Source organism: Apilactobacillus ozensis DSM 23829 = JCM 17196 (genome assembly GCF_001435995.1).
In the GTDB taxonomy this organism is placed as follows: domain Bacteria; phylum Bacillota; class Bacilli; order Lactobacillales; family Lactobacillaceae; genus Apilactobacillus; species Apilactobacillus ozensis.
This window is the reverse complement of record NZ_AYYQ01000035.1, coordinates 163,919-185,979: the sequence shown is the minus strand read 5'-3', so window position 1 is coordinate 185,979 and position 22,061 is coordinate 163,919. Positions and strand designations below refer to the sequence as shown.

The following is a 22,061-nucleotide window of genomic DNA, read 5'->3' as shown; positions in this document are numbered from 1 at the left end:
CTATGTACATAAGCTAATTAACATAAAATTTAATTAGCTTATTAATAAGTTTATTTTAGTTGAGACTTAACAGCTTGGTTAACTAGATTTCCATCAGCTTTACCTTTTACTTTGGGCATGACTGCACCCATAACTTTTCCAAAATCAGACATGTTAGAAGCATTAACTTGTTTAATTGCATCTGACACTACTTGATTTATTTCATCTTCTGATAATTGTTTAGGTAAATATTCTTGTAAGATCGATAACTCAGCCTCTTGTTGTTCAACTAAATCATCTCTATCGGCTGCTTTAAATTCAGTGATAGATTCCTTATGTTGTTTAGCTTCACGACTAATAACTGTTATTTCTTCTTCATCAGACAAATCGTGTCCTAGCTTAATTTTTTCATTCATCAAAGAAGCTTTAAGCATTCTTACAACTGTAAGTTTTACTTTGTCGTGTGCTTTCATTGCATTTTTTAAATCATTCATTAAAGAACTAGCTATACTCATAATAAAATCCCCTTTTTAAGTAAATAATAAAAAACGCTCCTGATTTTAAACAGGGGCGTTTTTTACAATAATTAGAAGCGACGTTTTTTCTTGTTATTGCGTTTACGTGCTGCTTCAGATTTTAACTTACGTTTAACACTTGGTTTTTCGTAGAATTCTCGTTTACGGTATTCTCTTAATGTACCGTTTTTAGAAACTGTACGTTTGAAACGACGAAGAGCATCATCAAAAGACTCGTTTTTACGAACAACTGTTTTTGACATATGAAAATTCCCTCCCTCCGAATTCAAAATACAACTTGTTTAAAATGTGTTTTAACAACTTAAACCGGTTCTTAATAATTATACAAAATTAAATATTGTACGTCAATATTTCTATTGAAAATAAAATAAAAATAATTATGCTAAAATATATAAAAAGGCAAAGGAGAATCATGTTATGAAAAAACTAATCGTATTTGCTGTATCTGATTCAAGTGGTGAAACCGCTATGCAAGTAGCCAAAACCGCATGTTCGCAATTTAAAAATATTGAGATTGAATATGAAAGATACCCATTCATTACAACTGAATCTATTTTGAATGGTATTTTAAATCTAGCAGAAAAGAAAAAAGCAATTATTTTTAATACATTGGTGGATACTAATTTAAGTAACATCGTTGCAAATTTTACTAAATCACATGGGTTAAGAAACTTTGACTGCATTCAAGAGCCACTCAAGTTAATATCAGACCAAACTGATGAACACCCCGAAAAGATTACCGGCTTAGTTCATGACTTAAATGAAAACTATTTTGATCGTATTGCGGCTATGGAATTTGCTGTTGCTAATGATGATGGCAAAAACCCACAAAACTTATCGCAAGCTGATATTGTTATTTTAGGTGTGTCAAGAACTTCAAAAACTCCACTGTCACTGTACTTAGCTAATAAGAATCTCAAAGTAGCTAATGTTCCAATTGGTCCAGAAACCCAACTACCTGATGAAATATGGAAAATTGATAAAAATAAAATATTTGGATTAACTAACAGTGTTGCTGCTTTGAAAAAAATTAGAGAAGCTAGAATGTTATCTTATGGCCTAGATATGGAAACTCCATACTCCAATACTGAGCATATTGAAGCGGAATTAGATTATGCTCGAAAATTATATAACAAAATTGGATGCTTAAACATTAACGTATATGATAAATCAATTGAGGAAACTGCAACAATCATAATGGAAAGTCTAAACATCGATACTAGAGAAAAATAAAAGAGCGGTCGCTTAAAAGTGACCACTCTTTTATTTTTGACTTTTAATATCGTCCATCAAATTAGAATTAAATTGATGATTTTTTAACATTTCCACTTCAAAATAATGTGGTGATTTCTTAGTTTTTCCATCCTCTAATTTAACGATTGGTGTTTCCATAATCTTAGGTACGTTAATCAGGGACTCATGATGTGCTATATAGTCCAAACTATCAAAACCAATTGTTCCTAATCCAATAATCTCATGACGATCCTTATGACTACTTGTAGGATTCTTAGAATCGTTTAAATGAACTACTTTAAGTTTTGGTAATCCTATCACTTTATCAAATTCATTTAAAACGTCGTCAAAGTTATTTTTAACATCATACCCAGCGTCATTAGTATGACAAGTATCAAACGTTACGGATAATTTTTCATTTAAATCTACTTTTTCCATAATTGAAGCCAGTTGCTCAAAATTTCGGCCAACTTCAGTTCCTTTACCAGCCATTGTTTCCAATGCAATCTGAGCAGATTGATTAGAATCAATTACTTCATTAAGTCCTTTTGCAATATTTTCAATTCCCTTATCTTCGCCTAAACCGACATGTGAACCGGGGTGTAAAACTATTTGTGTAGCACCAATTGCTTCAGATCTTTCAATTTCATCGTGCAAAAATTGAATAGCAAACTTATAACTTTCTAATTTTTTATTATTAGCTAAATTAATTATATAAGGGGCGTGTACTACTATGCACTTTATATTATGGTCATTCATATATGCATGACCATCTTCAATTCTAAATTTATCAATGCTCTTACGTACCGTATTTTGTGGAGCACCTGTATATACCATAAATGTATTTTCACCATAGCTATTAGCTTCTTCAGCTGCTCCTAACAACATCTTACTTCCACTCATACTTACATGTGATCCAATTAAAAAATTATTTTCCATTTGAAATATCCTCCATTAAGTTAACAACTTGTTTTGAAGATTTATCAGATTCCCAATCACAATATTTATTATAAAAATTATTAAATTTACCTGCAAAACCTTTAAAATTACCATTTAAGTTAAAGTCACTTATTGCTTTTAAAAATTCAGCTTCGGATTCAGCTAAAGGCCCTGGCAATTCATCTTGATAGTCAAAATAAAAACCCCTTAGACTATCTCGATAATGTTCTAAATCATAAGCATAAAAAAGCATTGGTCGTTTTAAATTAGCATAATCAAACATTACAGATGAGTAATCAGTAATTAACAAATCAGAAATTAAATATATCTTGCTGATGTCATCATCAGCTAAAATTTTAACCCTACTTTCAAAGCCCTTAATATTAATATAATCCTTAATTAAATAGTGCGGCCTAATGACTAAAATAGTATCATCAGAAACCTTAGAAAAGAATTTACTAAGGCTAAACGGCAATTCAAAATTATATGCTCCCTTACTAGTATAATCATCATCACGCCAAGTAGGTGCATAGGTAATCACTTTACAGTCAGGATTTCCTACTAAATCATTTTTTAGTTTTCTCATATCAGCATCCCTGTATTGGTATAATACATCATTTCGGGGATAGCCAAAGTCTAAAGATTCGCCTTTAAAATCAAATGCCCGTTTAAAAATTTCTTTAGAATATTGATTTGGCGCAATTAAATAGTCCCAACGATGAGATTCTTTAACAAATCTTTGCTTATATTTTTTAGTATTAGTTCCAGGCATCTCTACGTTATCAATGTCTATACCTAATTTTTTCAAAGGTGTTCCATGCCAAGTTTGAATATAAGTAGTTTTACTATTTTTCTTCCACCAACCTGGAATTCTAGCATTAAAAACCCAAAAATTAGCTCGTGCCATTAGCCAAACCCATTTCGGCATAAATCGCTTAACAATTTTAATATCTGGATGTACTGCCTTAAGTTGCTTGTAAAATTTAGGTTTAACACTAAAATAAGCTAAATTTTTATCATGATGTTTAATCCACTCACGATAAATAGCAGCCGGATTATCATTAATGTCTTTACCACTAAAACTTTCAAAAATAACTAAATTCTTTTTTACAGGTAAACAAATAAACCCATCGTTAATAACGATGAGTCCACCTCTAATGAGAATTTTAATACAATTTATAAATTTTTGCTTTAAACTATTCATAAAAATCCTCATTTCTATTTTTAAATTAAGTCCACAAATCTAGAACGGAATTTGTAATGTAGATGTGAACCAACCAATAAAAAGAATAATACGAAAAGCCAGAAGGTTATTGTTAAAATTGGCTTTTGCCAGAACCAGTCATCCCCTAGCATAGATTCTCTAAATCCAGAAATAATGTAGAAAAATGGATTTAATTGGAAAATTCTTACTAATGGAGCTGGAAAGGCGTTCGTTTCAAAATTGAATAATACCCCAGACATGTAGAAAAGCATTCGCATTAATGATTGTAAGAAAATTCGATAATCCCTTACTAAAATAGTAATAGTTGAATTAAATATACTGAATGCTACTAACCAACATATCATCGCAAAGAAATAGTAAATCCATTGAATCCAGTACATATTTATTACAATTCCGCCTTTAAAGAAAGCAATAAAGATTGATACCACTAACATTGCCCAAAATGAGCTAAGATTGGAAATAACTTTAATCGTTGGTAATACACTAACCGGAAACTTCATTTTAGAAACCATACCAACTTGTTGATAAATACTCTTCGAAGCATCTAAAACTACACTATTCATGTAGAACCAAGGTGTGATTCCAATTACCATCCATGATAAATAATCTACTCCACCAGAAGTTCCTTTTTTAAGGCCGAATCCAAATACTAACCAATAAATTCCAATTTGAATAATTGGATATAGGTATTCCCATACTAATCCTAAATAGTGACTTTGATAGTCAGATTTATCTTGATACCTAGAAATTCTAAACATAATGCCTAGATTTCCAAATTGCTCTTTAATTAATGTAATGACTTCTTTCAAGTCAGTCACACTTCCTTTACTTTAATGTTTTAATATACTTATCAATTAATCTTTCAATTGCAAAACCATCATTGTAAGTATTCCATTTTTGATTAAATTTGCTAAAATCAGTTTTTTGATTTGATTTTATAGCTTTTGCTAAAGTTTTAGTATCCATAATTGGTTTACTTGGTAACCAATTTAACATATCATCTTGAATACCTGGATCTTTTTTATATTTATCTAAATCAAACATGAAAAATAGTAAAGAATGTGCATTAGGTAGTAATGCAAAATCAAATGCGATTGATGAATAATCAGTTATTAGAGTATCTGTAACTGACAATAAATCGTTAGTTGATAATTGACTGTAGAAACACATATTCTTATTATTACTAATTCTTTGTAATTCATGTTCTTTATCTTTTAACAACGGGTGCAACTTAACAACTACTACCGCATCCTCAGTTGAGGATAATACTTTTGATAAATCCTTAGGCGGATTAAATCCAATATCTTCACGATAAGTAGGTGCATATAAAATTACTCGACGATTTTTCAATTCGGGAGCAGCTTTATAGACACGCCTTTTAGCTAAATCTTGCCATTTATTATGAAACAGTCTGTCAGACCTAGGATAACCAATCATTTTCATTCTATAAAATGGAACATGGTAACTATTCTCAAAAACTTTCCCCATTGTCTCGGAAGCAACTACGTAATCATCGAAACTATTGTATACTTTTTGAAAACGTTTTTTATCAGACTTACTTCTCAAATTAGTAGTAGGATCTTCCCATCCAAATTTTTTAATAGCTCCATTGGCATGCCATAACTGGATTATCTTAATTTTTTTAGAGTGAAAAAGTCCTCCTAGAAATGGAAAATAGTTATCACAGAAAATTAATTGACCAGTCATTATTATAGGCAATATCTTGAATACAAAATGGAAACCGTCCCAAAATGGAATCGTTTCTATCCCATAAGCAGCCAGATCCGTCGCTGCAGCTTCAGTAACTGGTTTGTAAAGAACAATCAAGTTACAATCTTTTGGCAAATTGTTTGCAATTTTTTTTATTAACTGTAAGTTATTATCAAAACTCATTATGTAAATAACGTTACGCTTTTTTCTAAAATTACATACAAACGAAATAATTTTTATCAACCACAGATAAAAGACTTTCAATCTATACCCCACCATATAATTTATAATGTTTGATACAAATGGTAATTATAACATAATTTAAAAACAATAATTAAAAAGTTTTGCCTAATTATTTTAACTTATGCTCATAGAAATGACCTAAAATAGTATCAGCTTCGGTCACACTAGCAAACGCTTTGGGATCAGATTCATCAATGGCTTCTTCTAGTTCAGCCATTTCATATCTAGAAATCGTTGTGAATAAAATTGTTTTAACATCATGACGATATGCTCCCTCAGCACCATGTATTATGGTAACACCGCGACGCATATGATTTTGAATACTGTCAACTACTCGTTTAGGGCGATTAGTAACGATTAACACTTGCATTCTTTGCTGTCTAGTATAAGCAAAATCAATTGCTTTAGCATTAACAACAATTCCAATTGCAGAGTAAAAAGCAAATGGCCAACCATATGCAAAACCGGCTGCAGACACAATAAATACATTGAACATAATATTAATATTACCAATACTTTTACCAGTTTTACGCCTAATTACGATACCTAAAATATCTAATCCACCAGTTGAAATTTCATTCTTTAAACTTAAACCTGTTCCAAATCCATTAACTACACCACCAAAAATTGCACAAATCATAGGATCATGTGTTAAATAAACCGGATGCAAAGCTTTAATCATAAAACTAGCTAAAAAAACTGTTAATAGTGTAAACAAAGCAAATTGATGCCCAATTTGTTTCCACGCTAAAACTAATAACGGTATATTAAAAAGTAACAATCCCCAAGATGCAGATATTGTAAAAGGTAGGTATCTTGAAGATAGTGTATTAATTAATTGTGCCAAACCTGTAAAACCAGAAGAATATATATTTCCTGGCGTCCAGAAAAAGTTCATTGCAATTGAAACCATTATTCCATACATAAAAGCAGTAGAAGCTTTAGCTATATATTGATGTCTTCTTAAAACTTTTTGTACATCATCCATAATTATTACTCCTCAACAAAAATATGAAATTAGTATAACATTGAAATGAATAAGTGAATAGTAAAAAAAAGCTGAATAAATCAGCTTTTTTTATTATTAATATGCACTATCATCTGGTTCAATTCCTAAATCTTCTAGTTGTTTTTTAGAAACTGGAGATGGTGCGTTAGTCATTGGCTCAGTTGCTTTAGAATTCTTAGGAAAAGCAATAACGTCACGGATATTTTCAGTTTGAGCTAATAATCTAGCAAAACGGTCTAATCCAATTGCTAAACCACCATGTGGTGGAAAACCATAATCTAAAGCATCCAAGAAGTATCCAAAACGGGCTTGAGCCTTTTCACGATCAAAGCCTAATGCTTTTAGCATTTTAAGTTGTAATTCTTTCTTATGAATACGAATTGATCCACCACCAAGTTCTAGACCATTTAAGATAATATCATAACTTTGTGCATGTGCTTTATGTGGGTCTTCACCGTCATTTAGATAATGTTCATCACCTTCATTAGGCATTGTGAATGGATGGTGAGCTGGAACCCATCTATCAATTCCTTCATCATAATCAAATAATGGCCAATCCACAACCCACAAGAAGTCAAAGACATCCTTTGGAATCATATTTTGTTCTTCAGCAATTGCCACTCGTAAATATCCAAGGGTATCAGCAACCACTTTTTCACGGTCAGCTACAAATAGTAATAAGTCACCCACTTTAGCATCCGTACGTTCTTTAATAGCTGCATCAATTGTTTCATCTTTAAAGAATTTAGCAATTGGACCATTAAATCCTTCATCAGTAACTTTTATCCAAGCTAATCCTTTAGCACCAAATCTTTCCACATATTTGGTGTATTTATCAATGTCTTTTCTTGAATATTTATCAGCGCCACCAGGAACACAAATAGCTTTTACCTTACCGCCATTTTCTACAGTGCTAGAGAATACTTTGAAATCGACATCTTTAACAATATCTGAAATATCTTTCAATTCCATGCCGAATCTAACATCTGGTTGATCAGTACCAAATCTATCCATAGAATCTTGCCAACTAATTCGTTTGAATGGAAGTTTTACATCAATGTCTAAAGCGTCTTTCATTACTTTAGCAATTAAACCTTCTGTAATATCTTGAATATCTTTAGCATTTAAGAATGAAGTTTCCATATCGATTTGAGTAAATTCAGGTTGACGATCACCTCGTAAATCTTCATCACGGAAACAACGAGCAATTTGATAATAACGGTCAAATCCAGAACCCATTAATAATTGTTTAAATAGTTGTGGAGATTGTGGTAAAGCATAGTAAGAACCATGGTATAAACGCGAAGGAACTAAGTAATCACGTGCTCCTTCAGGAGTAGAAACAGTTAAGTTTGGCGTTTCAATGTCAATAAAACCTTGACTGTCAAAGTAACTGTGTACAGATTGCATGATACGGTTTCTTAGCAAAATTCCTTTTTGCACTTCTGGTCTACGTAAATCTAAGTAACGATATTTTAGCTTAGTATCTTCAGAAGCTGAAATTCCATCCTTAATATCGAAAGGAGCGGTTTTGGCTTTGTTGAAAATTTCAACATCAGTTACATCAACTTCGATTTTACCAGTACGCATGTCGTTATTAACTTCTTTATCGCTTCTAGCTACGACTTTACCACGTACTTGAATTACATATTCACTACGAATTTCATCAGCAATGTCTAAAGCTTCTTTACTATATTCTTCACTAAAAACTAATTGAACTATTCCTTCACGATCACGTAAATCTACGAAAATCAATTTACCTAGGTCACGACGTTTTTGAACCCATCCATCTAAACAAACTTCTTTTCCTAAATAGCTTTCGTCAACTAGTCCACAATATGTTGTTCTATCCATATGAACCATCTCCTCTAATCAAAATTTTTTTCTATTACTGCTGAAAAATCATTTTTAACTGAATTTAATGATACTGATACTTCTTTACCAGTTTCCATTGATTTTAAATTTACTGTATTGTTTTCTAACTCTTTATCACCGATGGTAATTGTAAAGTTAGCGTGTAATTTATCTGCAGACTTAAATTGTGCTTTGGGCTTGCGTGATAAATAATCCCTATCTGCAGAAAATCCACGATATCTCAAAGCTTGCACGACTTCTAGAGATTCCAAACTAGCATTTTCACCAATAGCCACTACATACACGTCTAATGGATTAAATTGAGGAAATTCTACTTTTTCTGAATCCATTAATAACAATAAACGTTCTACCCCAAGACCAAAACCAATTCCTGAAACTTCCGGTCCACCTAATTCTGAAACCAGGCCATCGTATCGGCCACCAGCACAAATAGTAGTATATCCACTACCTAAAGCCTTAGAATTAGCCATAATTTCAAAAATTGTATGGTTATAATAATCTAAGCCACGAACAATCGTAGAATCAACAACGTAGTTAATGCCTAAACGTTCTAACAAGTTCGTAACTTTATCAAAATGATTTTTAGCATTGTCAGTCAAGTAATCTAAAATGGATGGTGCATTTTCAACAAATTTTTGATCTTCCGGAGCTTTACTATCCAAAACTCGTAATGGGTTTTTATGTAAACGTTCCTTAGAATCATCACTAAGTTCATCAAAATGTGGTTCCAAATAACCAATTAATGCCTGACGATAATTTTCACGAGTTTCTTTGTCACCTAAAGTGTTAATGGTTAGTTTTAAATCTTTAATACCAAAATGTTGCAATAAATCCATTGCCATTGCAATTACTTCAACGTCTAGTTCTGGTGATTCACTACCAAATGCTTCTACACCAATTTGATGGAACTCACGTAGTCGGCCAGACTGAGGTCTTTCATATCTAAACATAGGGCCAGCATAAAATACTTTAACTGGTTTTTGTACGTCAGGGCCATATAATTTATTTTCGATAAAAGCTCTAACTACCCCAGCAGTTCCTTCCGGTCTTAATGTAATGTGACGGTCACCTTTATCATGAAAATCATACATTTCTTTGGTTACAATATCAGATGTTTCTCCTGAAGTTCTAGAAAAAACATCAAAATTTTCAAACATTGGTGTTCTTATTTCTCTATATCTATAATCAGAAAATAGCATTCTAGCAGTTTCTTCAATGTATTGCCATTTTTCAGATTCTCCGGGTAAAATGTCAGCTGTACCCTTTGGACGTTGATATCTCATAAATAAACCCTCCTAAATGTAAAATAAAAAGCCCTTGACTAAAATATATATATAGCCAAGGGCGCTTAAAAAGCACGGTACCACCTTTTTGATTCTAAAAATAACGCAATTAAACTGCGAATAACCGAAGTCATTAACCTCAAAAGCGTCTTTCAGTAATCTTGAACCCATCTTTTCAGCATTCAGATGTTCTCTTTGCAACAAGATAAACCGTACTATTCTTTATCATAGGTAAAATATTTAATTCTATTTCAGATTAAATTAAAAAATACAAAAAGTCAAGATTTACTATTTATCTTTTTTGGAATCATTCAAAAATAAATTTAAATCATACATGTTAGAAAACTGATAGTCCGCATTTGATTTTTCAATAATAATTGCATCTGGATCAAATAGTCCCGTTTTAATTCCCGCATTTAGACCAGCTTTGATATCTATAATCCGATCGCCAATCATCATGGTTGCGTATCTGTCTAACTTATTTACTTCAATTAAATGATTAATAGCAGCTGGATTGGGCTTTCGCGGAAAATCACTATCTTTATCAACTATATCTTCAAAGCATTTGGACAAATGATTATTGTTTAGTAATTTAAAAAGTGTTTCTTGGTCTCGATGCGTTAAAATGAAATTTTTCATTCCATTATCTACGCTATTTTTCAATAATGATTCAGCATTCTGAAATGGTTTAGCATTCAAAACATTTTGATTTTCAAAGTGTGAATAGTTTTTTCTTAACTTTTCAGGATCTAAATTAAAATGTGCTGAATATTTTTGAATAGCTATAGATAGAGAATGTCTCCGCATTATTTCATATATTTCATACTCGTCAATTTCAAAATCATCGATATGCATCTTGTTCAATGCCAACAGAAAACTGTTAACCATTTGGGGATAGGTATCAAATAAAGTCCCATCAAAGTCCCAAATTATATTTTTCATATAAATCACTCCATAATAAAAGAACCTATTCTAGGTTCTTTTATTTATTATCCGTATCAAAAATAATGGTGCATGGTCCATCATTTTGGATATCAACTTTCATGTCAGCACCAAAAATTCCGGTGCTGACTTTAATTCCGCTAAGTGCCAATTTATCATTAAATTTGTTATATAATTTTTCTGCATATTCAGGTTTACCAGCTTTAACAAATGATGGACGATTACCATGTTTAGTATCAGCATAGAGAGTAAATTGAGATACTGACAAGATTGACCCGTTAACTTGTTTAACGTTTAAATTCATTTTATGTTGGTCATCTTCAAAAATTCTTAAATTAGTTATTTTTCTTATCAAATAGTCTAATTCTTCTTCGGTATCATCATCTTGAATACCCACCAGTAATAAATATCCTAATTTAATTGAACTATATTCTTTACCATCAATTGAAACACTTGCACTGTTTACTCTTTGTAAAACCACTCGCATGCTTACTCACATCCTATTTAATTATTTAAATGGGCGTTGTACGACATAAATATCATGAATGTTTTTAACGTGATCAATAATCATTTTAAGTTGATTAATGTTTCTAACACCTATTTTCATGGAAATAGTAATAAGTTTATCATGTGTAACTTTACCTTCAACTGAATTAATTTGTTTAGTTACGTTATTAACTGTTTTTATCACGTCATTTAAAAATCCACCACGATTATATCCTTGCACTTCAATCATTGCTTCATAAATGTTTTTATTTTCTAAATTATCAGCCCAGCTAACATTAATTAGTCTTTCACCACTATCTTCAGCCTTTTTAATATTTGGACAATCATAACGGTGAACTGAAACGCCTCGACCCTTAGTAATATATCCAACAATTTTATCGCCTGGAATTGGGGAACAACAATGACTTAACCTTAAAAGTAAATTGTCGACACCTTTGATAATAACTCCTTCAGATGTACTGCTGATATTTTTAAACTTGTCATTTTCTTCTGGTGAAATAGTCTGGTGATTTTCTAACAATTCTTTTTGTTCACGTGCTTGTTTTTCTTTTTCTTCAGCATTTCTAATATCTGAGGTTAGGTTATTAACAACACTTTGTGGCTGAACATCTCCAAAACCAATCGCTGCATATAAGTCATCAATGTGATGAAATTTCATTGCATTAAGAACTTTGTTGAGATTATCTTTTTCTAAAACAGCCTTAACATCATAACCATTTTCTTTAATCAATTTATTTAAAGTTTCATGACCATTTAAAATATTTTTGTCGCGATCTCTTTTTTTAAAGAACTGTTTGATTTTATGACGAGCACGACTAGTTGAAACTAAATGTATCCAGTCTTCACTAGGACCTGCAGAATTAGTTGATGTCATGATACTAACAATATCACCATTTTTGATTTTATAATCTAGTGGCACAATTTTCCCATTAACACGAGCCCCAGTAGTTTTATTACCAACATCAGTATGAATTAAGTATGCCAAATCTAATGGCCCAGCGCCCTTAGGAAGTTCAAGCACATCCCCCTTAGGAGTAAATGCATAAACATGATCACCAAATAGTTCGCCCTTCACACTAGTCATAAAGTCTGAAGCATTATCAGTGTCTTCTTGTAATTCAATAATTCGTTTAAACCAATTTAAACGATTATTATCGTTTGAAGATTTAACTTCATCCCTGACGCCTTCTTTATAAGCCCAATGAGCAGCAACCCCATATTCAGCAACTTGTTGCATCTTATGGGTTCTAATTTGCGCTTCTAAAGGTCTGCCTTCAGGTCCAATAACTGTAGTATGCAACGACTGATACATATTAGCTTTTGGCATAGCAATGTAATCTTTAAACCTTCTAGGCATTGGAGGCCATTGTGCATGAATCGCCCCTAAAATTCCATAACAATCCTTAATTGAATCAACAATTACTCTAACTGCCAGCAAATCATATATCTCACTAAACTGTTTATGTTTATCCTTCATTTTTTTATAAACAGAGTAAATATGCTTAGGACGACCATATATCTCGACGTTAGACATGTTTAAACTTTTAATCGACTTTTTAACATCTTTAATAGCTATTTGTATATATTCTTCTCTTTGATTACGCTTAGAATTCATCAAATGAACAATTCGATAATACTGTTGTGGATTTAGATATCTCAATGATATATCTTCTAGTTCCCATTTAATTGTACCGATTCCTAGACGATCAGCTAAAGGAGCATAAATTTCCAAAGTTTCATTAGCAATTCTGCGTTGCTTTTCTGGTCTTAAATGTCCAAGTGTACGCATGTTATGAAGACGGTCCGCTAGTTTAACTATCATCACTCTAATATCCTGACACATTGCTAGCAATAACTTACGATGATTTTCTGCTAATTGCTCTTGATTAGATTTGTACTTAATCTTACCTAATTTAGTAACTCCATCAACAATTAAACCAATGTTATCACCAAATAGTTCTTTAATATCAGACAAATTAGCTCCCGTATCTTCCACTACATCGTGCAAAAACCCAGCACTAATCGTTTCAGCATCCATTTTTAAAGATACTAAAATACTAGCAACCTGAATAGGATGGATAATGTAAGCCTCACCAGACTGACGTTTTTGACCATCATGACAAATTTTAGCAAACTCATAAGCTTTTTTAACCAAAGACAGTTGTTTTTGATTCATATATTTACTAGCTTGATCAAAAACATCGACTGAAGACCATTCTTCATGCTTAGACATATGAAGTCACCCCTTGAAAATAAATTAATTATTAATTCCACATTTTAGCACAGTTTGAAAAATTAAGGAAAACTACCGTAATTCACATTCAAACGATAGTGCCGATAAGAAATACAAAGGTGCTGTTTCTGTACGCAAAATTCTAGCCCCTAATCCACAATTTATGAAACCTAATTCATTTAAACAGTTGACTTCTTTGGGTGAAATACCACCTTCAGGTCCAAAGAAAGCAACGATAGAATTATTCTGTTTTAGATTATCTAAACAAGTTTTTAAAGCTGACTTTTCACCTTGCTTAGCTGATTCTTCATAAGCTAAAACTTTAACATCATAGTTAACATTTTTAATTTCTTGAATGTTATTATAAAAACCAACTTTAGGGATGATGTTACGATGAGATTGCTCAGCGGCACTTCTAGCAATCTTATTCAATCTTTCTAGTTTGCGGTTTATCTTATTACCAGTCCATTTAGCAATAGACCAATCGGTATCAACAAATGTTATGCTCTTAGCTCCCATTTCAGTAGCCTTTTGAACTATCCACTCTGCCTTTTCCTTTTTAGGAATTCCACAAATAATATTTACTGAATAAGGAAACTCCACATTTTTAGGATTTAATTCTAAAATTTTGATATTAACTTCATCTTTAGCAGTAGAAATTAATTGAGCAATAAAATTTTTCTCGCTAGAGTCTACTATCTCACACTTTTCACCAACTTTTGAACGTAATACCGATACAAAATGATGGTATATATCGTTGGGTAAAATAAATGTTTGATGCTCAGTTAATTCTTTATCTATAAAATAGTGTTGCATTAAATATACACTCCTAAACTTCTTTAATAGCTACAATGCCACGCCAATTTTTCAACGCAAAAGTTTGTTTAATCGTAAAATGATTAGTCTTTAGTTTATTGATAGTATCAGTTAACTTTTCATCTATAATTCCTGATATTATAAAGACACCGTTTTCTTTTAAATTATTAAAAGCTTGTGGAATCAATGGAAAAATGGCTTCAGGTAACATATTAGCAACTATTAAATCAACATTACGGCTTATGTTATCCAGCAAACTATTCTTTTTAATCACAATTTCATTTGATAAGTCGTTTAATTCAATATTTTCTTTCGAAGACACAATCGCATTGTCATCGTTATCAAAGGCATAAGTTTTACCTGCCCCCATTTTTTTAGCCGCAATACTTAATATTGCGGTACCGGTTCCTACATCTAAAACTTCTTCTTGTCCTCTTATATACATTTCTAGTGCTTGTAAGCAAAGGATAGTGGTTGGATGTAATCCTGTTCCAAAAGCTTTTCCAGGATTCATTTTCAAAATTATTTCGTCACTATTTGTTGGTTGATAAGCTTTCCATTTAGGTACAACCGTTAAATATCTAGTTATCTTCGTAACTTCATAGTATTTTTCCCACTCGTGACTCCAAGCATCATCATTATTGTCAGAAGTAGTAACTTTAATTTCACCGGGATTTAGGCCATATTCGCTTAGATTGCCTATTTTAGACTTAAGTCCCGGTAATAAAGTATCTAAGTCTATGTCGCTAGAATGATACGAAGTTATCGTTATTCGATTATTTTCTAATTCGTCAATTTTTACTCCAGATGAATCTAAGTCCATCAAAATATTAATAACTGCATCTTTAGCTTCATTATTAACGCTTACTTCTAGTTCTTTCCAAATCATTTCAAAACTCCTATACTCGTTATTTAAGAATAAAAGTGCCTCCAATTACTTGGACGCACTTTTATTTTCTAATTCTTTTGCTTTAATTGCCGCTAATTTTTGTTCATGCTCTTTTAAATGGCTTTCTAAATAAATTAGCAGTCCATTTTCATCGTTAAAAATACGCGGATGGTTTTGCTTATGAAGTCTTAAATCAATTTCATTGATTTTTTGTCTACCGGTCCATTTATGACCATATCTTACAATTAAACGATTGTTCAAATGCTTTTTACCAAATCTAAATACATAAACATTATCTGGAGTAAACAAAGGTCGAATGTAAGTTTTTTTATAGTAATAACCATTGCTGCGTAAAAATTGTTTAGTACGATTTAACATCGTGATACACCCCCCAGAATTAGTTAATAAATTAAACAATCGAACTGACTATATTAATTAATATCATAATAAAGTTTTAACAAAATAGCAAGAAAATTTATCTAACAAAAAAACACCTTTGACAATCATCAAAGGTGTTTTTGAACTATTTTTTACTGTCACCAACATCAAGTGCTTGATGTTTCAAACTTCTAAAGACAAATTTATCAGAAATACCAGTGATACCACCTTGGAAGAAGAAGGCAAACACAGTACCTAATCCAAAGTATTCAATCTTACCAGTAAGAATAACGGCGATAACAGCCATTACAGTAGGTGGAATGTAAGAGAACCACATTGCTTTGGCAGCATTACCATTGCAGTATTTAAAGCGAAGAATTTGCATTAAGTCATCAGCAGGATGTAGAGCTAAGTTAACCCTTTGGTAAATTGAAATAGCAACCGCAATTAAAGCAACACCCAAGAAGTTCAATAATACATATAGCACTATCATAAACATATTGTTAGCATCAGGTAGAACTTTAATAAATACGTTATTAAAGAATTGAATTAATAGTGAGAAAGGTCCAAGGAAGATGGCATTACCAATTGCTCGGCCCCAACTCCAGTGTCCAACTAAAATTGCATTAAGTACAGTAGTCAACATACCTAATCCAAAGAAAGCCCAAAATAAACTCCATTTTCCGTTTCCTAACACGGCAATTCCTAAATTATTTTCTGCAGCTGTCCAGTAAGCAGATCCTAAAAATTGAGGATGAATTTTAGCACTAGTTACAAGTGTTAAAACGTTACCACAAGAATTAATGATTAGAGAAATTGCAAAATAAATGATTGAACTAGTCATTGAAATAGTTCTTTTAGCTTTAACGCTATTTTCCATAAATATCACTCGTCCTTATTAAATTTAAAATAACTTCAGTCATTTGTGAATATATATACTATTTAGTGCAAAAATATTATAAGATAAATAGTTAACTTAATCACAATCACATTCTAATTATAAACAAAAATTCATAAAATACAAGTGTTTATTATACAAAAATGAATGTGATTTTACTATTTAATACTTAGAAAAATTAAATCACCAAAGTTATTTTTCATTGTGAATTTTATAACAATAAGAATTATATAACATTTCATTTATAAAATAAACCCCTATTTTTAAATAAACTAAAAAAGATCTAGCACTTGACTAAGTGTTAGATCTTATAGCTTATTCTAAGTTGTCAGCATTAACATATGCTGGTTTACCATTGTATTCAATTAATGCATATACAATATTTCCAACTTGCTCATCAAAAGCTTGTGACTGTAAAAACATAACTTTATTGACTTTGAATTTGTCGTTAACAGAACAATTGTAATTTTCTAAAAATCCACGACTGTCATCCACAGTAAAATCTTTGTTTACATCCCAAACTGCTGTACCGTCTTTTAATGACATCAGATTGCGTAAATTATATTTAGATAAATTATCATCGAAATTCATCTTAACGTTATTATCATTTAATAACTGATTAACTACTCTTTCAGTAGCGGAACCATCCATCCATTTATTATATTTATTATAAAATGCAATGTATTTATCATCTGGCTCCCAATGATTTTTGAAAATATTATCTAATTCACTGATAACTTCATCGCTGGTTTTAACAATTTTACCAGGAGCACTATTAACAAAATCAAAGTAAAAGCCACGAATATCTCCAGCGTATTTTTCTAAATCATAAGCAAAGAAAATAATTGGACGTTTTAAAATAGAATAATCAAACATTACAGATGAATAATCAGTGATTAACACATCACTAACTAAATATAGTTCTGAAATATCTTCATACAAACTTACATCCATGGCAATATCACTAAAGTCGGATAAGTCTAAACTATTAGATATTAGATAATGCGTTCTAACTAAAATCAAAACATCTTTACCATAATGAGATTTTATTTTATTTAAATCAAGATGTAACCTGGCAGTAAATTCACTATCTTTAACATACTCATCATCACGCCAAGTCGGTGCATATAAAATAACCTTTTTATCACCGCTAATACCAAGCTTATTCTTAATTCTGACTATATCAGCATCAGTATAGTTGGATAAAATATCATTTCTAGGATATCCGGTTAGCATCATTTGATTTTCATTTTTTCTAAATGCTCTTTGCATGATTAAGTTAGAATACATATTAGGTGCAATCAATTTACTCCAACGACGGTCATCGTTATAAACTTGTTTATGATATTTAGCCGGATTATTCCCAGGCATAGTAACAATGTTAACATCGGCCCCAATTGTTTTTAAAGGTGTCCCGTGCCAAGTTTGCAATACAGTAGTATCTTTGGCTGGATGCCACCTAAATGGTCTTCGCACATTAGTTACCCAATATTTAGCACGCGATTGTTTAAAAATACCTTTATAACCAAATCTAACAATATAAGGAATATTATGTTCCTTAAAGTAATCAACATACTCAGAGTTAACATTCCAATACATCTTATACTCTGGATGGTTTTTCTTCATGTATTCATAAATTGCTTTAGGATTATCTGAATATTGAGTACCAAAGAAGCTTTCGAACATAATAATATTCTTCTTAGATAATTTGTTAGAAAGATAGTTAAGCATAGTCGCTTGAAAATTCTTAATTTTAAAGAAATGCCAGAATTTATTAAAAATAACTTTTTTAACTGGTTCTTGATCTAAATCAGAATTCTTGGTAGCCAGGATAGTTTCCACGACGTTTTTAGAGGCATCCCCAGCATTACCAAACTCAGCAAATTTATCGTGAAAATCAGATAATTTGGCATCATATTCCACGGAAATATTACTAATATTTTTGATACATTTAACTAAATCATTTTGGTTTTCGACAATTGGACCAGGAATTTCTTTTTCGTAATCTAAATAAACTCCTCGGTTTTCGTCATCTAAATACCAATCTTTATCATACGCATAAAATAACATTGGACGTTTAAGATGTGCGTAGTCAAACATTACAGACGAATAATCTGTAATCATTAAATCACTAATCAAATATAAATCATTAATATTTTCATAATCTGAAACATCAAAAACAAAACCTGGATTGTCATAAAAACTATTAGAATGTGCTACAAAGTAATGTAAACGAACTAACAGTACGTACTCTTCTGATAAATTTTTCTCTAAATCATCTAGGTTAAGATTAAAATCAAATCCTTCGTCAGCACGATATGTTGGTGCGTATAAAATAACTTTTTTATCTTTTGGAATACCTAGTTTTTCTTTAACATGATTAATGTAAGTCTCATTATTGTTAGTATAAAGTTCATCGTTACGTGGAAAACCAGCCTTAATTAATTTTTGATGATAATCAAAGGCTGAGCTGGCAGTCCTAGCCATATATTCAGATGGAACTACCATATAGTCCCAACGACGATTCCGTCTAGCAAAAGCATTTTGAATTTTGGGTGTTGCAGTTCTGAAATATGGTTCATCGAATCCCATATGCTTTAAGAAAGTTCCATGCAATGTTTCTACTTCAATTTGATTTTTACGTTTCAAATATTGATTAGGAAAATTAGTGTTTTGAATTAAATATTTAGATACAGCTAAATAGTACCAATATTTAAAGCTATCAGTTTTAACTCTAAGTCCATTTCCATTTATCTCAGTCTGACTATTTTTGAAAAACCACACTGTTTTAATTTCGGGATGATGTTTTTGAACATATTCATACATTAATTTTTCATTACTATCAAACTTACTGGACCAATAAGCATCAAATACCATAACTTTACGCAATGGTAATAAACGCATTAATGGGTACAATACGGAATAGCTAATTGCTCGACGAGCCTTACTTTTACTTAAAAAGCCCACAAATGGTTGAGTTACTCTTACAGTTAGCTCATCTAAATGATTACTTTTAGCATTTACAAAGGCAACATCCTGCTTACTATTCAAAGCTATTTTAGTTTTATTAAGTTTAATTGCATCCGTATTAAGTAATTTAACTAATTTAATTGAATTATTAATATTTAAATATAACTTAAATACGTAGTTTCCCTTTAAAATATTCAAATTATCTTGGTGTTTTTTTAGCATCTCAACTTCAAAAGAAAACGCATTATTATTAATTTTAAAGTTACCATTGTCAGCATCGATAACTTTTCTAACCGATTTATCAGTACTAATCATTTCAATTTTGCTTTTGGATAAATCAAGTTTATAATTAGCCAAATCAATATTTAAACTAGTATTAATTTTTAACGTTTTATGACCTACAATTTTAATACTGCTCAAATTAGCGTTTCTATAACTCATAGAAATCAGTATATTTGGTGTATTGTTTTGATATACGTTTAAATCTTTATTATCCAAAACATTAAAATGTTCATTAGAACTATTAACTTCAAATTCATAATTAATTTTATGATTTGTACGAGTATGCAACAGCAATAAATGACCTTTTTTATGCATAAATGTTTTTTCTATACTTTTAATATCAAAACTTATTAAACATTTACCATTGTTTGAAGAGATATTACCATCAACAAATTTTCCGTTATCATCACTAATAATGGCTTTGACTGTATCTGGATTAATAATTCCTGCTTCAAAATTAATCTTATTTTCGTTGATAACTGGTTTTCTAATCCAATTGGCTTTATCTGAACCAATTAAATTTAGAGAATCAACTGTAAAAGATAATTCATTATTAGTATTAAATTTAGAAGAAATTCTAACATTATACTTATCTAATGGTTTTAAAACTTTATCAGTAGCTTTACCTCTAGGATTAGAAATGAATTCACTAGCAATAAATTTCCCGTCTACTTGATTGGTAGAACGGATTTTCCAAGTCCCTATGCCTAAAGTATTGACTGCTTTTTCAATATCAAATCTAAATCGATATTTAGCATTTTTCCAAGCTGACTTGGGCCTTAAAATTCGCTTATATCTGGATGTTGCAATTCTTTTAAAAGAAATTGACATCTGCTTGCCATTATCAACATTGACTAACTTTGCAGATATTTTTTCATTAACATTATTTTCCTTACCCACTCGTTTAACTAATGGCAAATGATTTATTTTGAAAAAGCCAGAGCCAGCAATTTCGGTATCCTGCTTAGCGTAATAAAAATTGTTTAAACGTTGCGCAATATTTAAAGAATCATCGTAAAAATTAATGTTTTTTATTAGTTCAGGGTCATTATTATCTACAATGCTTACAGAATACTTTTTACCTCTAAGTGTATGTTTAAATTCAATTACGTTTTTATCGTAAGTAAATCTCTTCAACAAATTTAAATTGCCAGTTTTAACTGCATAGTATACCACTTGATGTTTTATAGATAATGAACTAGCTAGTTTTAAGTCTAGCATTTGCCAATCTCTTAAAAATTTATACACTAATTCTTGAATCTTGTAGATATAATCTTCTTCATTATCACCAACATTTTCTAAGAAAATGTATAGATCCAAATTCAATATTTTAGTTTTAAAAGCATTAATTAAATCATCATTTTTCAGATAATCATACTTTTTCAAAATATCCCAACAAATATTTAAAGCATTTAAACGACTATTAAAGTTAGTAATCGCATTACGACTTTGCGTAATTGAATCATGTGTTTCTCGCCAACGCCAATTATAAACTACGTCACTAATTACTGTGGTATTTTTAGATAACAAGTGAATTAGCATTGTAAAAGGTATATCTTCATAAATAATATCTGGAATAAATTTAATATTATTATCTTTCAAAAAATCTAGCCGGTACACTTTATTCCAGACAGTTGTGTCATACAAAAGGTCATGATTATTACTAATATGAGTTCGGTCTAAATCATCTTTAACAGCAAATTTGTGTAAAAATGAATTTTGATAACGACTAGAATCAAATCTTTTAACAAAACCTAATGTTACATCAGAATTATTCATCTCAGCTTTATAAACCATTTTAGTATAAGCGTCAGATGGCACAATATCATCACCATCAACAAAAGCTAGATATTTTCCGTTAGCTTTGTCAATTCCAAAGTTTCTAGTAGAACTGATTCCACCATTTTCTTTATGAAAAGCTTTAAAGAAGTCATATTTTTTAGCATACTCATCTATAATTTGCGGGGTACTATCTGTAGCACCGTCGTCAATCATCAAAACTTCTAAATTTTCTTTAGGAAACTCAGTATTAGCAATTGAATCCAAACAATCTCTTAAAAAATTGTCTACATTGTAACAGGCCACTACCACACTAAGATCAGGTCTTTGCATTT

18 protein-coding genes are annotated in these 22,061 nt (G+C 30.9%); 1 reads left to right on the top strand and 17 read right to left on the bottom strand.

What is annotated here, in order from left to right; genetic code table 11:
- Window positions 1-50 precede the first annotated feature (50 nt).
- On the bottom strand, window positions 51-494 hold the full coding sequence (locus tag FD06_RS06345; RefSeq protein WP_056966839.1) for a GatB/YqeY domain-containing protein: 444 nt from the start codon (window positions 492-494) through the stop codon (window positions 51-53).
- Between the two features lie 71 nt (window positions 495-565).
- Complete coding sequence (rpsU, locus tag FD06_RS06340) at window positions 566-757, bottom strand: 30S ribosomal protein S21 (RefSeq protein ID WP_056966837.1); 192 nt, start codon at window positions 755-757, stop codon at window positions 566-568.
- A gap of 175 nt (window positions 758-932) precedes the next feature.
- On the opposite strand from rpsU, the gene FD06_RS06335 reads away from it, so the two are divergent.
- Window positions 933-1,748 carry a pyruvate, water dikinase regulatory protein gene (locus FD06_RS06335; protein WP_054656898.1) on the top strand — a complete coding sequence of 272 codons (816 nt, stop codon included), beginning with the start codon at window positions 933-935 and terminating at the stop codon, window positions 1,746-1,748.
- 30 nt (window positions 1,749-1,778) lie between these two features.
- On the opposite strand, the gene FD06_RS06330 is transcribed toward FD06_RS06335, so the two are convergent.
- The 15 genes from FD06_RS06330 to FD06_RS06260 form a co-directional block, all read right to left on the bottom strand.
- Complete coding sequence (locus tag FD06_RS06330; RefSeq protein WP_082605323.1) at window positions 1,779-2,687, bottom strand: deoxyribonuclease IV; 909 nt, start codon at window positions 2,685-2,687, stop codon at window positions 1,779-1,781.
- Window positions 2,677-3,891, bottom strand: coding sequence for a CDP-glycerol glycerophosphotransferase family protein (locus FD06_RS06325; RefSeq protein ID WP_056966834.1), 1,215 nt, complete (start codon window positions 3,889-3,891; stop codon window positions 2,677-2,679). Before FD06_RS06325 ends, FD06_RS06330 begins: the two co-directional genes overlap by 11 nt.
- A gap of 20 nt (window positions 3,892-3,911) precedes the next feature.
- Window positions 3,912-4,721 (bottom strand): ABC transporter permease, encoded by an 810-nt coding sequence (locus tag FD06_RS06320; RefSeq protein ID WP_056966832.1) that lies wholly within the window; start codon window positions 4,719-4,721, stop codon window positions 3,912-3,914.
- 16 nt (window positions 4,722-4,737) lie between these two features.
- Window positions 4,738-5,886 (bottom strand): CDP-glycerol glycerophosphotransferase family protein, encoded by a 1,149-nt coding sequence (locus FD06_RS06315; RefSeq protein WP_056966831.1) that lies wholly within the window; start codon window positions 5,884-5,886, stop codon window positions 4,738-4,740.
- Between the two features lie 88 nt (window positions 5,887-5,974).
- Window positions 5,975-6,853 carry a YitT family protein gene (locus FD06_RS06310; protein WP_056966830.1) on the bottom strand — a complete coding sequence of 293 codons (879 nt, stop codon included), beginning with the start codon at window positions 6,851-6,853 and terminating at the stop codon, window positions 5,975-5,977.
- A gap of 96 nt (window positions 6,854-6,949) precedes the next feature.
- A complete protein-coding gene (gene aspS / locus FD06_RS06305; RefSeq protein WP_054656900.1) occupies window positions 6,950-8,728 on the bottom strand; it encodes an aspartate--tRNA ligase in 1,779 nt (592 codons plus the stop codon).
- 14 nt (window positions 8,729-8,742) lie between these two features.
- Window positions 8,743-10,032, bottom strand: a complete 1,290-nt coding sequence (gene hisS / locus FD06_RS06300) for a histidine--tRNA ligase (RefSeq protein WP_056966828.1) — start codon at window positions 10,030-10,032, stop codon at window positions 8,743-8,745.
- Window positions 10,033-10,320: 288 nt separating this feature from the next.
- Window positions 10,321-10,974 (bottom strand): HAD-IA family hydrolase, encoded by a 654-nt coding sequence (locus FD06_RS06295; RefSeq protein WP_056966826.1) that lies wholly within the window; start codon window positions 10,972-10,974, stop codon window positions 10,321-10,323.
- A 40-nt stretch (window positions 10,975-11,014) separates the two neighbouring features.
- Window positions 11,015-11,461 carry a D-aminoacyl-tRNA deacylase gene (gene dtd / locus FD06_RS06290; RefSeq protein ID WP_054656906.1) on the bottom strand — a complete coding sequence of 149 codons (447 nt, stop codon included), beginning with the start codon at window positions 11,459-11,461 and terminating at the stop codon, window positions 11,015-11,017.
- Between the two features lie 21 nt (window positions 11,462-11,482).
- Window positions 11,483-13,714 (bottom strand): RelA/SpoT family protein, encoded by a 2,232-nt coding sequence (locus FD06_RS06285; protein ID WP_056966824.1) that lies wholly within the window; start codon window positions 13,712-13,714, stop codon window positions 11,483-11,485.
- Between the two features lie 72 nt (window positions 13,715-13,786).
- Window positions 13,787-14,530, bottom strand: coding sequence for a 16S rRNA (uracil(1498)-N(3))-methyltransferase (locus tag FD06_RS06280; RefSeq protein WP_054656908.1), 744 nt, complete (start codon window positions 14,528-14,530; stop codon window positions 13,787-13,789).
- 13 nt (window positions 14,531-14,543) lie between these two features.
- Window positions 14,544-15,419: a 50S ribosomal protein L11 methyltransferase gene (gene prmA / locus FD06_RS06275; RefSeq protein WP_054656909.1), complete on the bottom strand. Its 876-nt coding sequence runs from the start codon at window positions 15,417-15,419 to the stop codon at window positions 14,544-14,546.
- A 45-nt stretch (window positions 15,420-15,464) separates the two neighbouring features.
- Window positions 15,465-15,797, bottom strand: coding sequence for a hypothetical protein (locus FD06_RS06270; RefSeq protein ID WP_054656911.1), 333 nt, complete (start codon window positions 15,795-15,797; stop codon window positions 15,465-15,467).
- Window positions 15,798-15,942: 145 nt separating this feature from the next.
- Complete coding sequence (locus FD06_RS06265) at window positions 15,943-16,677, bottom strand: DUF6198 family protein (RefSeq protein WP_056966823.1); 735 nt, start codon at window positions 16,675-16,677, stop codon at window positions 15,943-15,945.
- Between the two features lie 333 nt (window positions 16,678-17,010).
- Window positions 17,011-22,059, bottom strand: coding sequence for a bifunctional glycosyltransferase/CDP-glycerol:glycerophosphate glycerophosphotransferase (locus tag FD06_RS06260; protein ID WP_056966821.1), 5,049 nt, complete (start codon window positions 22,057-22,059; stop codon window positions 17,011-17,013).
- Window positions 22,060-22,061 lie beyond the last annotated feature (2 nt).